Below are 14,494 nucleotides of genomic sequence, written 5' to 3'. Positions count from 1 at the left end.
TAGTTCTGAGGTAAGGTTTTGCCATCGCGCCACAAGCGCGCGGCGCTCATCCCTCCCTGGCTCAAGGTCTCGAAACATGAACCTGAAATTTCGCCACAAAATTCTGCTCAGCGCCTGCGGTGTCGTGGTGCTGGCCTTTGCATTGTTCACCCTCTACAACGACTACCTGCAACGCAATAGCCTGCGCCAGAACATCGAGTCTTCCGTGCAACAGGCCGGTGCCTTGACCGCCAGCAGCGTTCAGAACTGGATGAGCGGGCGCATTCTGGTGCTGGAAAACCTGGCTCAGGACATTGCCGAACAAGGGGCAGGCGCTACCCTGGGTGGGTTGATCGAGCAGCCCTCCTACACGCGAAACTTCCTTTTCACCTACTTGGGCCAGGCCAACGGCGTTTTCACCCAGCGCCCTGACACCCAGATGCCAGCCGGTTACGACCCACGCCAGCGGCCGTGGTACACCAGCGCGGCCAGCGCCGGTCAAACGCTGCTTACCCCGCCTTACCAGGGCGCAGTCGGTGGCCTGATGGTGACCATCGCAGTGCCAGTGAAAAGCAGGCAGAACGGCGATTTGATCGGCGTGGTCGGCGGCGACCTGACCCTCGACACCCTGGTACAGATCATCAACTCGGTCGACTTCGGGGGCATTGGTCATGCCTTCTTGGCCGACAGCAGTGGCCAGGTCATCGTCAGCCCAGACAAAGACCAGGTGATGAAAAACCTCAAGGACATATACCCCGGCAGCGGCTTGCGCGTAGCGCCGGGCATGCAGGACGTCACCCTCAACGGTGAGCAGCGGCTGATTTCGTTCGCCCCGGTCGCCGGCCTGCCCTCTGCACAGTGGTACATCGGCCTGTCGATCGACAAGGGCAAGGCCTATGCGGCACTGACCCAGTTCCGCACCTCGGCGATCATCGCCATGCTCATCGCCGTGGTGGCCATCGCCGTGCTGCTGGGCCTGCTGATTCCAGTGCTGATGCGCCCACTGACTACCATGGGCCGCGCCATGCGAGACATCGCCGAAGGTGAAGGTGACCTGACCCGCCGCCTGGACGTACAGCACCAGGACGAATTCGGTGAACTGGCCAGCTCGTTCAACCGCTTCGTCGAACGCATTCACGCGTCGATCAGCGAGGTGTCCTCAGCCACTCGGCTGGTCCATGACCTGTCGGAAAAAGTGGTCAATGCCTCCAATGCCTCGATCATCGGTTCCGAAGAGCAAAGCATGCGCACCAACAGCGTGGCCGCGGCAATCAATCAATTGGGGGCCGCCACTCAGGAGATCGCGCGCAATGCGGCCGATGCCTCGCAACACGCCAGCGGTGCCAGCGAGCAGGCCCACGGTGGCCGCGAAGTGGTCGAGCAGGCGATCGGCGCCATGACTGCGCTGTCGCAACGTATCAGCGAGTCGTGTGAACAAATAGAAACCCTCAATGCCAGCACCGACGAGATTGGCAAGATTCTCGACGTGATCAAGGGCATCTCCCAACAGACCAACCTGCTGGCGCTCAACGCGGCCATCGAGGCGGCTCGTGCAGGTGAAGCGGGGCGTGGTTTTGCCGTGGTCGCGGATGAGGTGCGCAACCTGGCGCACCGCACCCAGGAGTCAGCCGAAGAGATCCACCGCATGATCACCAGCCTGCAAGTAGGCTCGCGCGAGGCGGTGCATACCATGAACACTAGCCAGGTCTCCAGCGAGCAGACCGTGCAGGTGGCCAACCAGGCCGGCGAGCGCCTGGCCAGCGTCACCCAGCGTATCGGCGAAATCGACGGCATGAACCAGTCGGTCGCAACCGCTACCGAGGAGCAGACAGCAGTGGTCGAGAGCCTCAACCTGGACATCACACAAATCAACGCGCTGAATCAACAGGGGGTGGAAAACCTCAACCAGACCCTGCAGCATTGCGACGCGCTGGCTCAGCAGGCCGGGCGCTTGAAGCATTTGGTGGGCAGCTTCCGCATCTGAGGCCTGCAAACGGTCATTCAAAGAACCCTATCGAGCGCTATGGTTGCGGCGCTCGGTAGGAGGGGCACGCATGGCCGTTAAACCTGCAACCAACCTTTCGAATACCGCCCATGGTTATAACCTAATAACGAACAAGTCTATTTGGCTATAAAAAACTCCCTATATGCTGGCACCCATCCGATAACGGGCAAAGCTGGGCAGTCGAGTAGCGTATGGATGTAGGATCTTTTGGTTTCACCATTGCCGGACTGGTTGTGGGTTTCATCGTAGGCATGACTGGGGTTGGCGGCGGATCGTTGATGACCCCGATCCTGCTGTGGTTCGGCATCAACCCGGCCACTGCCGTAGGCACCGACCTGCTATACGCCGCCATCACCAAGGGTGGTGGTATCTGGGTTCACGCCCGTAACAAGAACATCGACTGGAAGATCACCGGCCTGCTCAGCTTGGGCAGCGTACCGGCAGCAGCCCTGACGCTGTGGTTTCTCAGCACCCTGCATACCGATACCACGGCGCTGAATGCGATCATCAAGCAGGGCCTGGCGATTGTGTTGATCCTCACCGCCCTGGCCATCCTGTTCAAGTCGCGCCTGCAGGCTTTCGCCAGCCGGCACGCCGGCGATCACTATCACCTCAGCGACCGCAGCCTGAACACCCTTACCGTAATCACCGGTGTGGTGCTGGGCATCATGGTCACACTCACCTCGATCGGCGCTGGCGCTTTGGGCACCGTGGCGCTGTTCCTGCTGTACCCGTTTCTTGCCACGCGTCGGCTGGTAGGCACCGAAATCGCCCACGCCGTGCCCCTGACCCTGGTTGCCGGTATTGGCCACGCCGGCATGGGCAACATGGACTGGTCGCTACTGGGTTACCTGCTGCTGGGCTCGCTGCCGGGCATCTACCTGGGTAGCCACCTCACCGGGCGTATTTCTGACCGTGTGCTGCGCCCTTGCCTGGCGACCATGTTGCTGCTGATTGGCTACAAATTGGCCTTCTGACCCGCAGCCGGCGCTTGCTTAGCCCAGCCGGAAGCGCCATCGCCCAGCGCGGCTCAGCGCAAGCTGCGACAGCGGCATGACATCGATGTGCTGCGCGCTGACCATGGGGCACTCAAGTACGCTGACCAATGCTGCGCGAATCACCCAAGGGTGAGTCACCGCCCACCATTGACCGGGCCTGTCGAAGGCGCTCAACCAGGCGCCCACCCGTTCGCACACCTGGACGAACGGCTCTCCGTCAGGGGGAGCACATAATGGGTCTGCAAGCCACTGCGCCAGTGCCTCCGGCTGCTCGGCCTGCACTTGCTTGAGCGGCAAACCCTGCCAGTGGCCCAGTGCACCATCAGCCAACGCGGGCTCGATGTGCACGCTTTCACCTAGCCAGGTCGCGGTCTGCACCGTGCGCCGCTCCGGTGCGGCAAGCAGTTGTGTACCCTGAGGCAACGCCAGCGGATCGCCCGACACAGGCACAATGCAGTCGTTGGGCTGCGCCAAGTACCCCTGCTTCTGGGCCTGGGTCAGGGCATGGCAAACCAAGGTCAAACGTACGGCTCTCACCAGGGCATTCTTCTTTGCAAGTCGGGCCGACTGATTTAACACGCCGGGGACATTTTTACCGCTACAACGTCGCGCCCACGCGGAACATCAGGTTAGCATCGTCACTCCTATTTCGGCTGAATGCCACCAGAGCGAGATCGATGCCCGCCAATCCCCCCAGCCCCATGCTCCTCGCTTTGCGCGAAAGCACCCGCGATTGTCACAAGGCGCTGGAGGCGCGCCTACCGTTTTTCAGCCCCCTGTTCGATGAGGCCGCCTACCGTCGCCTTCTACAGGCCTACTACGGTTTTCATGCCGCACTGGAACATCTATTGGGTGTTTATCAGGAGCCGGAACGGCGCAAAGCACACATCCTGGCTCGCGATTTGAGGGCATTGGGCCTGAGCGACGCCGATATCGACGCCCTGCCCCTGTGCCAAGCACTGCCCTTAGCCGAGGACGAGGCCTGCGTGCTGGGTGTGATGTACGTGGTGGAAGGCTCGACTCTGGGCGGGCAAGTGCTCAAGCGAGCGATGGCCGAGCGCCTGGGCATCGGCCAAGAGGGGGGCGGGGCCTTTCTCGACGTGTACGGCGAGCTCACAGGGAGCTATTGGCGAAGCTTCCTCGACCGGCTTGGCAAGGCATCAGGTGCTCAAGCCACCACCTTACAGGCCGCTATCGACACGTTCAGCTGTTTCCAGGCCTGGCTGGAACAGCGCAACGTTCTCAATGAATGCTCGGGCGGCCAGCCTGAGGGCCAAGCTTAAATGAACACGCTCGCGTAGGTTAAAGAGGCCTGCGCAGAGTCAGGCCAAAACCTCTTGCTGGCGCAACGACCAACCGCCCTGCCCATCCACTTCCAGCCGGTGGGTATGGAAATCGGCCAGCGTGCTGCGATGTCCGACACTCACCAACAAGGTCTCGGGCATCTGCTGGCGCAACAGCGTATACATCGCATGTTCCAGCCCCTCATCCATGGCCGAAGTGGATTCATCGAGGAACACCACCTGCGGCCGGTTGAACAACACTCGTGCAAATGCCAGACGCTGCTGCTCACCGACCGACAGAATGTTCGACCAGTCCGCACTCACCGCCAGGCGCTCGGCAAGGTGTGCCAAATTGACCTTGTGCAAGGCCTCCTGCATCCGCGCCTCATCACCGGGCTGAATGTCGGCCGGGTAAGCGATTGCGGCACGCAGGTCGCCCAAGGGCAGATAAGGCCGCTGCGACAGGAACAGCGCTTGGGTGCCCAACGGGCGCCGCACGTGGCCTTCGGCATAGGGCCACAGGCCTGCCAAAGCGCGCAGCAAGGTAGTCTTGCCGCTGCCCGACGGCCCTTTGATCAGCAGCGCCTGACCACTGTGCAGGCGCAGGTTGAGGTCGGCGATCAGCGCATGGCCGTCCGGACGCATTACTTGCAGACCAGTGATGTCCAGCGCCCGCGCCTGGTCTTGGGTCGTCACGCTTGGCAGCGCGGCAGCCTGGTCGTTGGCATCAAGGAAACCGGTCAAACGATCAAGGGTGGCGCGGTATTGGGCGAATGTGTCGTATGACTCACGGAAGAACGATAACGCATCCTGCACTTCGCCAAATGCCTTGGAGGTTTGCATCACATCGCCCAGCTTGATCGCCCCACTGAAGAAACGCGGCGCTTGCAGGATGAAGGGGAACACCACCGCCATCTGGCTGACCCCAAGGTTGAAGCCGCTGAACTTCAGGTTCCGGAATACCAGCGCCCAGACGTTGGCGATCAATGCACCAAAGCGGCCCAGCAACGTCGCCCGCTCAACCGACGCGCCTTGGTAAAAGGCGATGTTCTCGGCGTTCTCGCGCAAGCGCATCAACGCGTAGCGAAAGTTGGCGGTGAGCTTTTCGTTGAGGAAATTCAGGCGAATCAGCGGCTTGCCGAGGCGAAAGGCAATCCACGTGGCGATCAGCACGTACACATAGACGGCAAACACCATCGCCCGAGGGATCTCGTACCCAGCAATCGTCAACGGCGCCGACAGCCCCCAAAGAATGCCGGTGAAAGCCACCAGCGACACCAATGCACTGACAGCCCCCAAAGCCAGGGATACCGAATTGCCGACGAACGCGTTGACGTCCAGTTCGATACGCTGGTCAGGGTTGTCCACCGGCTCGGGCAGGAAGCGGCCCCGGTAGTAGGCATCGCCTTTCATCCAGTCACCGGTCAAGCGCTCTGTTAGCCAGATTCGCCACTGAATACTGAAGGCCTGGGTGACGTAGAACGTGAACAGCGAGCGCAGCACGTGGATGGTGGCCAATACCGCGAACACCCCCAGCAGGTACCAGAATGCCTTCTGGTCCAGCGCCTGCAAGGCGCTGTAGAAGCCGTTGTACCAGAACGAGAACAGCACGTTCAGGCGAACCGAGAACAACGTCAGCACCAGCAGCAGGCCGAACACCAGCAGCGGCCGCCAACTGCGCCGGAAAGTGAAATACGGCCCTGCCAACTGCCAGAACTGGCTGCCCCAGCGCGTGTAGCGCACCGCCAGGGTGGCGGCGGCAAGAAAACCGATGAGGGTGATGAACGAGGCGATTGCAAGCCAGCTCAGGCTCTCTTGCAAGGCCTGGTGCCAGTTCATGTCCATAGCCGTTATCCATGACGAGTGATGCCGCGAGGTTAGCATCGCGGCGGGTTTCGCCCTGCATACATGACGGACATTTCATGTTGCTACATCTGCGCCCTCGCGGGTGAACCCGCGCCAACCAGGGCGTGCCCCCGCCGGAGCGGCTTCACCCGTGAAAGCCATCAATCAGGCAGGTGCTAGCCCAACGCCTCCACCACCTTGGCATCCAACCCGTCACGGCCGTGGTCAGTGATCCATTGGGTGAGCTGCCGGCGCATCGCTGGTGTCCAGAAGTTCTGGATATGCTGCCTCACACCTTGCACCGCCAGAGCCCGGTTCGGCTCGCTGTCGAAGTAGTGGGCGATCTGGTTGGCCATCTTGACCAGGTTTTCACTGCTCATCGGCGTACCTCGGCTTTTTCCGCACTACGGCGTTCCTTGAGCAGGCGCCGCTGCTCGTCGCTGAAGTCCTGATACCGCTTCTGCCACTCTGAGGGGTGGAACACTTTGCTGACTTGCACCGCCGTGACCTTGTATTCCGGGCAGTTGGTGGCCCAGTCGGAATTGTCGGTGGTGATCACATTGGCGCCAGACTCAGGGAAGTGGAAGGTGGTGTACACCACCCCAGGTGCCACCCGTGCGCTGACCCTGGCACGCAGTACGGTCTGCCCCGCACGGCTGCCGATACCGACCCAGTCGCCCTCCTGGATCCCCCGGCTTTCGGCGTCGCTGGGGTGTATTTCCAGGCGGTCGGCGTCATGCCAGGCAGTGTTGGCGGTACGTCTCGTCTGCGCGCCGACATTGTACTGGCTGAGGATCCGCCCGGTTGTCAGCAACAGCGGGAAGCGGCTGTTGACCTTCTCGTCGGTGGGCACATAACCGGTCAACATGAAGCGCCCCTTGCCGCGCACGAACTGGTCGATGTGCATGGTCGGAGTGCCATCGGGGGCGGTTTCGTTGCATGGCCATTGCAGGCTGCCGTGTCGATCGAGCTCGGCATAGCTCACGCGGTGGAAGCTTGGAGTCAGGCGGGCGATCTCGTCCATGATCTCGGCCGGGTGGCGGTAGTTCATCGGGTAGCCCAAGGCATTGGCCAGCGCCACCGTGGCCTGCCAGTCAGCCTTGCCTGCCAGCGGCTCCATCACCTTGCGTACGCGCGAGATGCGGCGCTCGGCGTTGGTGAACGTACCGTCCTTCTCCAGAAATGAGCTGCCCGGCAGGAACACGTGGGCGAACTTGGCCGTCTCGTTGAGGAAAATGTCCTGCACCACTACACATTCCATCGCCATCAAGGCAGCGGTCACATGCTGGGTGTTGGGGTCGCTTTGGGCGATGTCTTCGCCTTGGCAGTACAACGCCTTGAAACTGCCGTCCAGCGCCGCTTCGAACATATTGGGGATACGCAAGCCCGGATCAGGTTGCAGGGTCACGCCCCAAGCCTGCTCGAACTGGGCGCGCACACCTTCGTTGGAGATATGCCGATAACCGGGCAGCTCATGGGGGAATGACCCCATGTCGCAGGAGCCCTGCACGTTGTTCTGCCCGCGAAGAGGGTTTACACCTACGCCTTCCCGGCCAATGTTGCCGGTGGCCATGGCCAGGTTGGCGATGCCCATCACCGCCGTACTGCCTTGGCTGTGCTCGGTCACGCCTAATCCGTAGTAGATCGCGGCATTGCCGCCACTGGCATACAACCGTGCAGCGGCGCGGATCTGCTCGGCAGGCACGCCGCACACAGCCGCAAGGGCCTCTGGAGCATTTTCTGGGAGGCTGACGAAATCGCGCCAGCGGGCGAAGTCCTCGGTCTCACAGCGCGAATCGATGAACTGCTGCGCCAACAAGCCCTCGGTGACTATCACATGAGCCAGGGCGTTGAGCATGGCCACGTTGGTGCCCGGGCGCAGTTGCAGGTGCAGCTCGGCACGGGCGTGGGGCGAGTCGACCAGGTCGATACGCCGCGGGTCGATGACGATCAGCCGCGCGCCCTGGCGCAGGCGACGCTTGAGCTGCGACCCAAATACCGGGTGGGCATCGGTGGGGTTTGCGCCAATCACCAGGATGACGTCGGCTTTCATCACCGAGTCGAAGCTTTGGGTACCCGCCGACTCGCCTAGGGTCTGCTTCAGACCGTAGCCGGTTGGCGAATGGCAAACCCGGGCGCAGGTGTCGACGTTGTTGTTGCCGAAGGCGGTACGTACCAGCTTCTGCACTAGGTAGGCTTCTTCATTGGTGCAGCGGCTGGAGGTGATGCCACCGATGGAATCGCGCCCATACTTGAGCTGGATGCGGCGCAACTCACTGGCGGCGTAAGCCACCGCTTCTTCCCAGCTCACCTCCTGCCACGGGTCTTGCAAGCGCTTGCGGATCATCGGTTTGGTGATGCGGTCTGGGTGGGTAGCGTAGCCCCAGGCGAAACGCCCTTTGACACAAGCGTGGCCATGGTTGGCGCCGCCGTGCTTGTCTGGGACCATGCGCACCAGTTGGTCGCCCTTCATCTCGGCTCGCAACGAGCAGCCAACGCCGCAATACGCGCAGGTAGTGACCACTGCACGCTCCGGCTGGCCAAGCTGCACCAAGGTCTTCTCGGTAAGCGTTGCCGTTGGACAGGCCTGCACGCAGGCTCCGCACGATACGCATTCAGAGTTCAGGAAGTTGTCGCCACCGGCTGCCGCCACGCGCGATTGGAAACCACGCCCAGTGATGGTCAGGGCGAAGGTACCCTGGATGTCTTCGCAGGCACGCACGCAGCGGCTGCAGACAATGCACTTGCTCGGCTCGTAGTCGAAATACGGGTTGGAAATGTCTTTTTTGTCCGCCAGGTGGTTTTCGCCGTCATAGCCATAGCGCACCTCGCGCAGGCCAACTTGCCCGGCGACGGTCTGCAGTTCACAGTTGCCGTTGGCCGAGCAGGTCAGGCAGTCCAGCGGGTGGTCGGAGATGTACAGTTCCATCACGTTGCGCCGCAGGTCGGCCAGGCGTGAGGTTTGCGTGCGCACCACCATGCCTTCGGTAACCGGAGTGGTGCACGAGGCCGGGTAGCCACGCATGCCTTCGATTTCCACCATGCACATACGGCACGAGCCGAAGGCCTCGAGGCTGTCGGTGGCGCACAGTTTGGGAATGCTGGTGCCAAGCATGGCGGCGGCGCGCATCACTGAGGTGCCGGCCGGTACGCTGATGTTGCGCCCGTCGATGTTCAGGCTTACCTGCACGTCGCTTCCGCGAGCCGGGGTACCCAGATCGGTTTGCGGGTCGAAATGATTGATCATTGCGCGGCCTCCGTGGTGGTCAGCCCGAAATCGGCGGGGAAATACTTCAGCGCGCTGGCCACTGGGTAGGCGGTCATGCCGCCCATGGCGCACAGCGAGCCGTACTGCAGGGTGTCGCACAAGTCCCGCAGCAGCAGGGCATGGTCATGGCGCTCGGTCAGATCGTCGCTGGCGATCAGCCGGTCGACGACTTCCATGCCCCGGGTGGAGCCGATTCGGCATGGCGTGCACTTGCCACATGATTCCTCGGCGCAGAACTGCAAAGCAAAGCGTGCCATGCTGGCCATGTTCAGGGTGTCGTCGGCCACCACTACGCCGCCGTGGCCAAGCATCGCGCCCATGGCGGCAAACGCCTCGTAATCGAGCGGAGTATCGAAATGCCCAGGCGGCACCCAAGCGCCAAGCGGCCCGCCGACCTGGGCGGCTTTGAGCGGCCGACCGCTGGCGGTACCACCACCATAGCCTTCGACCAACTCGCGCAGGGTCAGGCCAAAGGCCCGCTCCACCAGCCCACCGTGGCGGATATTGCCGGCCAACTGGAAGGGCATGGTCCCCAGGGAGCGGCCCATGCCGAAATCTCGGTAGAATGCTGCGCCTTCGGCCAGGATGGTCGGCACCGAGGCCAGGGTAAGCACGTTGTGCACCAGGGTCGGCAAGCCAAACAACCCTTCCAGAGCAGGCAGCGGCGGTTTGGCACGCACGATGCCACGCTTGCCTTCGATCGATTCGAGCAGCGCCGTTTCTTCGCCGCAGATATACGCGCCAGCACCGACCCGTACTTGCAGGTCGAAGGCCTGGCCGCTGCCAGCCACATCGCTGCCCAGGTAACCGGCGTCACGGGCGATGGCCAAGGCCTGATTGAGCACCCGGATGGCATCTGGGTATTCCGAGCGCACATAGATGTAGCCTTGGTCGGCCCCAACAGCGAGGCCTGCGATGATCATGCCTTCGATGAGCAGGAAGGGGTCCCCCTCCATCAGCATCCGGTCGGCAAAGGTGCCAGAATCGCCTTCATCGGCGTTGCACACCACGTACTTCTGCCCTGCCCTCGCGTCGCGCACGGTGCGCCATTTGATGCCAGCCGGGAACGCCGCCCCCCCGCGCCCGCGCAGCCCAGAATCGAGCACAGCTGCCACCACGGCGGCGCCATCGAGCGCCACCGCGTTTTCCAGGCCTTTGAAACCACCATGGGCACGGTAGTCGTCCAGCGACAGCGGGCGGGTGATGCCCGCACGCGCGAACAACAAGCGCTGTTGGGTTTTCAGGTAAGCAATGTCTTCGACCAGGCCCAGCGCCAACGGGTGGCCCCCAGCCTCCCCGACCAGCGCTTCGAGCAACGACGGCACGTCGGCCAGGCTGACCGGGCCGAAGCCTAGGCGCCCTTGTGGGCTTTCACACTCTACCAGCGGCTCCAGCCAGTACAGGCCGCGTGAACTGGTGCGCAGGATCTGGACCGGCAACTGGCGGCGCGCGGCTTCTACCTCGATGGCCGCAGCAACCTGATCGGCACCGACCGCGCGCGCCACCGAATCACAGGGGATACACAACTTCAGCATGTTTCGCCCTCCAGGCAACCATCGACCAGCGCCCGCAGGCGATCGGGGGTGAGCCGCGCATGTACCTGGCCGTCGAGCTCCAGTGCCGGCGAACAAGCGCAGGCACCCAGGCAATACACCGGGCGCAGGCTTATCGCCCCATCGGCACTGGTACCATGGTCATCCAGCCCCAACTGATCTCGCAGTTGCGCAGCCAGCGCTTCGCTACCACGGCTTTGGCATGACTCGGCGCGGCATAGGCGCAAGGTGTGACGTGCAGGCGGCGTGGTGCGAAAGTCGTGATAGAACGAGATCACCCCGCGCACCTCGGCCAGGCTCAGGTTCAGGGCATGGGCAATTTCAGCGATGGCAGCCTCTGGGATGAACCCCAAGGCTTGTTGGATGGCGTGCAGGATCGGCAACAGTGCACCGGGGGTGTCCTTGTCGCGGTCGAGAAAGTTCTGGATTACCGGCAGGGGAAACAATTGATCAGGCATACAGCGGACCTCGGCATCACGGACCCCGCCTGAATTGTTGTGGAGGGCAGGTGTCCAGCGTGTTCTGCTGCGGCACACCGGCCACGACACGGTGGCGTGGGCACGGGAGCCTCCTTGCCGATGGCCGTGCGTCTGCGCGCACTAGGCTCATGGGCATCCTTAAGCATGGCACTTATGGCGCCAGGGGGTTGCGCACGAACGACCAAGCGTATTCTGAAACCGACCTAGCCCTCCCTGGCCGGTAAAGGGCTGGGGCAATCAACGCGGCAAGGCTGATAAATCGGTTTTTTAGCGACCGCAGCCGCTTGGCCAAACCTAGCGCAATGATTTGTTAAGATTTTTTCGATTATTCGTTAACGCAATTTTCACGGCCCGCCCTCTAGCGTCTCAGCCTTCCCGGCAGCCCCTCTCAAGCTGCCGCCATGGTTCTACGAGGCACACGTGGCAAACACCGCATCTCCATCCGCGTCCAAACGCGTGGACTGGGCCGGCCTGGGCTGGCTCCTGCTGTTCTTCTGGTACTTCTCCGGCGTCACACAGGCACTGTTGCTCTTCAGTGGCACGACCGGTTTCGCCGGTTTCCGCGATGCCTTGTTCCTCAGCACCTTATGGTTCGTGCCTGTGCTGTTGTTGCCGCGCCTGACCCGAACCCTCGCCGCGATCATCGGCATAGTGCTGTGGGCGGCTTCGCTGGTCGGCTTGAGCTATTTCGGCATCTACCACCAGGAGTTTTCGCAGAGCGTGATCTTCGTGATGTTCGAATCGAACACCGCCGAAGCGGGCGAGTACTTCAGTCAGTATTTCAGCATTGCGCTGATGTTAGGCCTACTGGCCTACACCGCAGGGGCCGTGCTGCTGTGGACACGCATACGCCCTGTCACCTTACCCCTGCACAGCCGTGTTCCAGCGGTGGTACTGGTGCTGGTGGTCAACCTGGTGCTGCCGTTCTACAAGCAACTGGTGACCCAGCAGCGCACCTTCGCCGACGCCGCCGAGAAGGTCCAGCAACGCATGGAGCCTGCCGTGCCCTGGCAATTGGTGGTCGGCTACCGCCAATACCTGCAGCAACTGAACAACATGCAAAACCTGCTGGCCCAGAACGCCGCCCTGCCCCCGCTGCAAAACCTCAAAGACGCCAGCGGCGACGCCCCACGCACATTGGTACTGGTGCTGGGTGAGTCGACCACCCGCGAGCACATGCACCTGTACGGCTACAACCGCGACACCACCCCCAACCTGGACGCCCTGGCTGCCTCCGACAAGAGCCTGACGGTGTTCCAGAACGTAGTTACCCCGCGGCCCTACACCATCGAAGTGATGCAGCAGATTCTCACCTTCGGCGACGAACAGCATCCTGACCGCTTCCTTACCGAGCCGTCGCTGATGAACCTGATGAAACAGGCAGGCTATAAAACCTTCTGGATCACCAACCAGCAGACCATGACCAAGCGCAACACCATGCTCACTACCTTCTCCCAGCAGACGGACGAGCAGGTGTACTTGAACAACCAGCGCAACCAGAATGCCAGTCAGTATGACGAAGTAGTGTTGCCGCCCTTCGAAAAGGCCCTGCAGGACCCTGCCCCGAAGAAGTTCATCATCGTGCACCTACTGGGCACCCACATGGACTACCGCTATCGCTACCCGGACGCCTACAAGCACTTCACCGACCGCAAGGGCGCCCCGGCAGCGCTGACGGATGATCAGGTGCAAACCTACAACTTCTACGACAATGCAGTGCGCTACAACGACTTCGTGGTATCGAGCCTGATCAAGCAGTACTCGGCCAGCACACCTAATGGTTTCTTGATGTACCTGTCCGACCATGGTGAGGAGGTATACAGCTCCGGGGACCACGACCGCCTTGGGCGTAACGAAGGCGCGCCGACCCGGCCGATGTACACGGTGCCGTTCCTGCTGTGGACTTCACCCAGTTGGCAAGCCACGCACCCAAGAGACTTGAAGGCGATGGCCAATCGGTCGTACAGCAGCGCGCACTTGATCCATACCTTGTCGGACTTGGCGGGGCTGAGCTATGACAACTACGAGCCGTCCAAGAGCCTGGTCAATGCACAGTTTGCCGTGGCACCTCGCTGGATTGGCGACCCTTACCGCAAGGGCGGGCTGCATGAGTTCGATCTGTTGCCTCTGGACAAGCCAGACCATGCCCAGGAGACTGCCGCCACCACGCCGCAGTAGCGCTGCACCCAGGGCGACGACAAGGCCGATGGCGAGATCACCTACCCCGCCATCGGCCTTTTTCATGCCAGTCACCATCGCGCGTGGATGACACAATCTTCATCCCTGGATGATCACTCGAACCAAGCCAGCCGCTTTACTTGAAGCAATCAGCGCTTGCACCAACAGCCGGGACATAAATCATGGGCGAACTCGAAACTCTCAATCGCAGCCTTTTCATGCTGATAAACGCTGGCGGCGACACGCCGCACTGGCTGATTCAGTGTGCCATTGGCATCGCCGCTGGCCTGATCTACCTACTTCCGTTGTTGCTGGTGGGTTTCTGGTTATGGGGCAATCCAGCAGAACGCAGGCTGATGCTCAAAGCAGCGCTGGTGACCGTAATCGCATTGCTCGCCAACCAGCTGATCTGGGCAGTCTGGCCCCATCCCAGGCCGTTCGTGATTGGGCTGGGGCACACTTGGATGATGCATGCCCCGGACTCATCGTTCCCAAGCGACCATATGACCGTGTTCGCCTGCATCGGATTGACCCTGCTGCTCGATGGCCTATCAGGCTGGGGGGTGATCATCCTGTTGACTGGGCTGAGCGTAGCCTGGGCACGGGTGTTCCTGGGCGTGCACTTTCCGCTCGACATGCTGGGCGCGATGCTGGTTTCGCTTCTGGCCTATGCTGGGCTTTCGCCAGTTTGGCGACGGGTCGGCTTGCTCACTACTGACTGGGTAGTGCGGTTTTATCGCGGCTTGTTGGCCAAGCCGATACGTGCGGGCTGGCTGCGCAATTGAGGCTGACCATCGGCGCTCATTGGAACAGGATGACGCTCTGGGCAATGGCCACCCTTACGTCGGCAGTTCTAAGAGCATTACAAACCGCAAAGGCGGTGACGTAACGCGTCTGAACGAAAAA

At 61.8% G+C, this 14,494-nt stretch carries 11 protein-coding genes and 1 pseudogene; 6 read left to right on the top strand and 6 right to left on the bottom strand.

Going from position 1 to position 14,494, the window contains the following annotated elements; all coding sequences use genetic code 11:
- Positions 1 to 76: 76 nt before the first annotated feature.
- The 3 genes and pseudogenes from ACK59H_RS11120 to ACK59H_RS11110 all read left to right on the top strand — a co-directional run.
- Positions 77 to 1,108, top strand: a pseudogene (locus ACK59H_RS11120) (cache domain-containing protein); the annotation flags it as partial.
- A 114-nt stretch (positions 1,109 to 1,222) separates the two neighbouring features.
- Entirely contained in the window at positions 1,223 to 1,963 is a 741-nt protein-coding gene (locus ACK59H_RS11115; RefSeq protein ID WP_371326754.1) for a methyl-accepting chemotaxis protein, read from the top strand.
- Positions 1,964 to 2,175: 212 nt separating this feature from the next.
- Positions 2,176 to 2,961, top strand: coding sequence for a sulfite exporter TauE/SafE family protein (locus ACK59H_RS11110; protein WP_060476753.1), 786 nt, complete (start codon positions 2,176 to 2,178; stop codon positions 2,959 to 2,961).
- 18 nt (positions 2,962 to 2,979) lie between these two features.
- On the opposite strand, the gene ACK59H_RS11105 is transcribed toward ACK59H_RS11110, so the two are convergent.
- Positions 2,980 to 3,519 (bottom strand): histidine phosphatase family protein, encoded by a 540-nt coding sequence (locus tag ACK59H_RS11105; RefSeq protein WP_060476752.1) that lies wholly within the window; start codon positions 3,517 to 3,519, stop codon positions 2,980 to 2,982.
- A gap of 140 nt (positions 3,520 to 3,659) precedes the next feature.
- Between ACK59H_RS11105 and ACK59H_RS11100 the strand changes: the two genes are divergently transcribed.
- Positions 3,660 to 4,265 carry a biliverdin-producing heme oxygenase gene (locus ACK59H_RS11100; protein ID WP_409264451.1) on the top strand — a complete coding sequence of 202 codons (606 nt, stop codon included), beginning with the start codon at positions 3,660 to 3,662 and terminating at the stop codon, positions 4,263 to 4,265.
- A 39-nt stretch (positions 4,266 to 4,304) separates the two neighbouring features.
- On the opposite strand, the gene ACK59H_RS11095 is transcribed toward ACK59H_RS11100, so the two are convergent.
- The 5 genes from ACK59H_RS11095 to ACK59H_RS11075 form a co-directional block, all read right to left on the bottom strand.
- The gene (locus ACK59H_RS11095) at positions 4,305 to 6,110 is read right to left on the bottom strand and encodes an ABC transporter ATP-binding protein/permease (RefSeq protein WP_060476750.1); all 1,806 of its coding nucleotides are present in this window, start codon (positions 6,108 to 6,110) and stop codon (positions 4,305 to 4,307) included.
- A gap of 176 nt (positions 6,111 to 6,286) precedes the next feature.
- Positions 6,287 to 6,490, bottom strand: a complete 204-nt coding sequence (locus ACK59H_RS11090) for a formate dehydrogenase subunit delta (RefSeq protein WP_060476749.1) — start codon at positions 6,488 to 6,490, stop codon at positions 6,287 to 6,289.
- A complete protein-coding gene (gene fdhF, locus ACK59H_RS11085) occupies positions 6,487 to 9,357 on the bottom strand; it encodes a formate dehydrogenase subunit alpha (protein WP_409264450.1) in 2,871 nt (956 codons plus the stop codon). The genes ACK59H_RS11090 and fdhF overlap by 4 nt, the downstream gene beginning before the upstream one ends.
- Positions 9,354 to 10,913 (bottom strand): formate dehydrogenase beta subunit, encoded by a 1,560-nt coding sequence (locus tag ACK59H_RS11080; protein WP_060476747.1) that lies wholly within the window; start codon positions 10,911 to 10,913, stop codon positions 9,354 to 9,356. The genes fdhF and ACK59H_RS11080 overlap by 4 nt, the downstream gene beginning before the upstream one ends.
- The gene (locus tag ACK59H_RS11075) at positions 10,907 to 11,389 is read right to left on the bottom strand and encodes a formate dehydrogenase subunit gamma (RefSeq protein ID WP_409264449.1); all 483 of its coding nucleotides are present in this window, start codon (positions 11,387 to 11,389) and stop codon (positions 10,907 to 10,909) included. The genes ACK59H_RS11080 and ACK59H_RS11075 overlap by 7 nt, the downstream gene beginning before the upstream one ends.
- 441 nt (positions 11,390 to 11,830) lie before the next feature.
- On the opposite strand from ACK59H_RS11075, the gene ACK59H_RS11070 reads away from it, so the two are divergent.
- Positions 11,831 to 13,588, top strand: coding sequence for a phosphoethanolamine transferase CptA (locus ACK59H_RS11070; protein WP_409264448.1), 1,758 nt, complete (start codon positions 11,831 to 11,833; stop codon positions 13,586 to 13,588).
- A gap of 182 nt (positions 13,589 to 13,770) precedes the next feature.
- The gene (locus tag ACK59H_RS11065) at positions 13,771 to 14,373 is read left to right on the top strand and encodes a phosphatase PAP2 family protein (RefSeq protein WP_409264447.1); all 603 of its coding nucleotides are present in this window, start codon (positions 13,771 to 13,773) and stop codon (positions 14,371 to 14,373) included.
- Positions 14,374 to 14,494 lie beyond the last annotated feature (121 nt).

This window comes from Pseudomonas sp. KCJK9000 (genome assembly GCF_046230725.1).
GTDB classification, from domain to species: Bacteria; Pseudomonadota; Gammaproteobacteria; order Pseudomonadales; family Pseudomonadaceae; genus Aquipseudomonas; species Aquipseudomonas promysalinigenes.
The sequence above is the reverse complement of the archived record's forward strand: the minus strand, read 5'-3'. Positions and strand labels throughout refer to the sequence as shown.

Bases quoted from the DNA above. Each gene is read 5' to 3' on its own strand.
- ACK59H_RS11115 (WP_371326754.1), top strand. From the start codon at position 1,223: ATGCGCACCAACAGCGTGGCCGCGGCAATCAATCAATTGGGGGCCGCC.
- ACK59H_RS11110 (WP_060476753.1), top strand. From the start codon at position 2,176: ATGGATGTAGGATCTTTTGGTTTCACCATTGCCGGACTGGTTGTGGGT.
- ACK59H_RS11100 (WP_409264451.1), top strand. From the start codon at position 3,660: ATGCCCGCCAATCCCCCCAGCCCCATGCTCCTCGCTTTGCGCGAAAGC.
- ACK59H_RS11095 (WP_060476750.1), bottom strand. From the start codon at position 6,110: ATGGACATGAACTGGCACCAGGCCTTGCAAGAGAGCCTGAGCTGGCTT.
- ACK59H_RS11090 (WP_060476749.1), bottom strand. From the start codon at position 6,490: ATGAGCAGTGAAAACCTGGTCAAGATGGCCAACCAGATCGCCCACTAC.
- fdhF (WP_409264450.1), bottom strand. From the start codon at position 9,357: ATGATCAATCATTTCGACCCGCAAACCGATCTGGGTACCCCGGCTCGC.
- ACK59H_RS11080 (WP_060476747.1), bottom strand. From the start codon at position 10,913: ATGCTGAAGTTGTGTATCCCCTGTGATTCGGTGGCGCGCGCGGTCGGT.
- ACK59H_RS11075 (WP_409264449.1), bottom strand. From the start codon at position 11,389: ATGCCTGATCAATTGTTTCCCCTGCCGGTAATCCAGAACTTTCTCGAC.
- ACK59H_RS11065 (WP_409264447.1), top strand. From the start codon at position 13,771: ATGGGCGAACTCGAAACTCTCAATCGCAGCCTTTTCATGCTGATAAAC.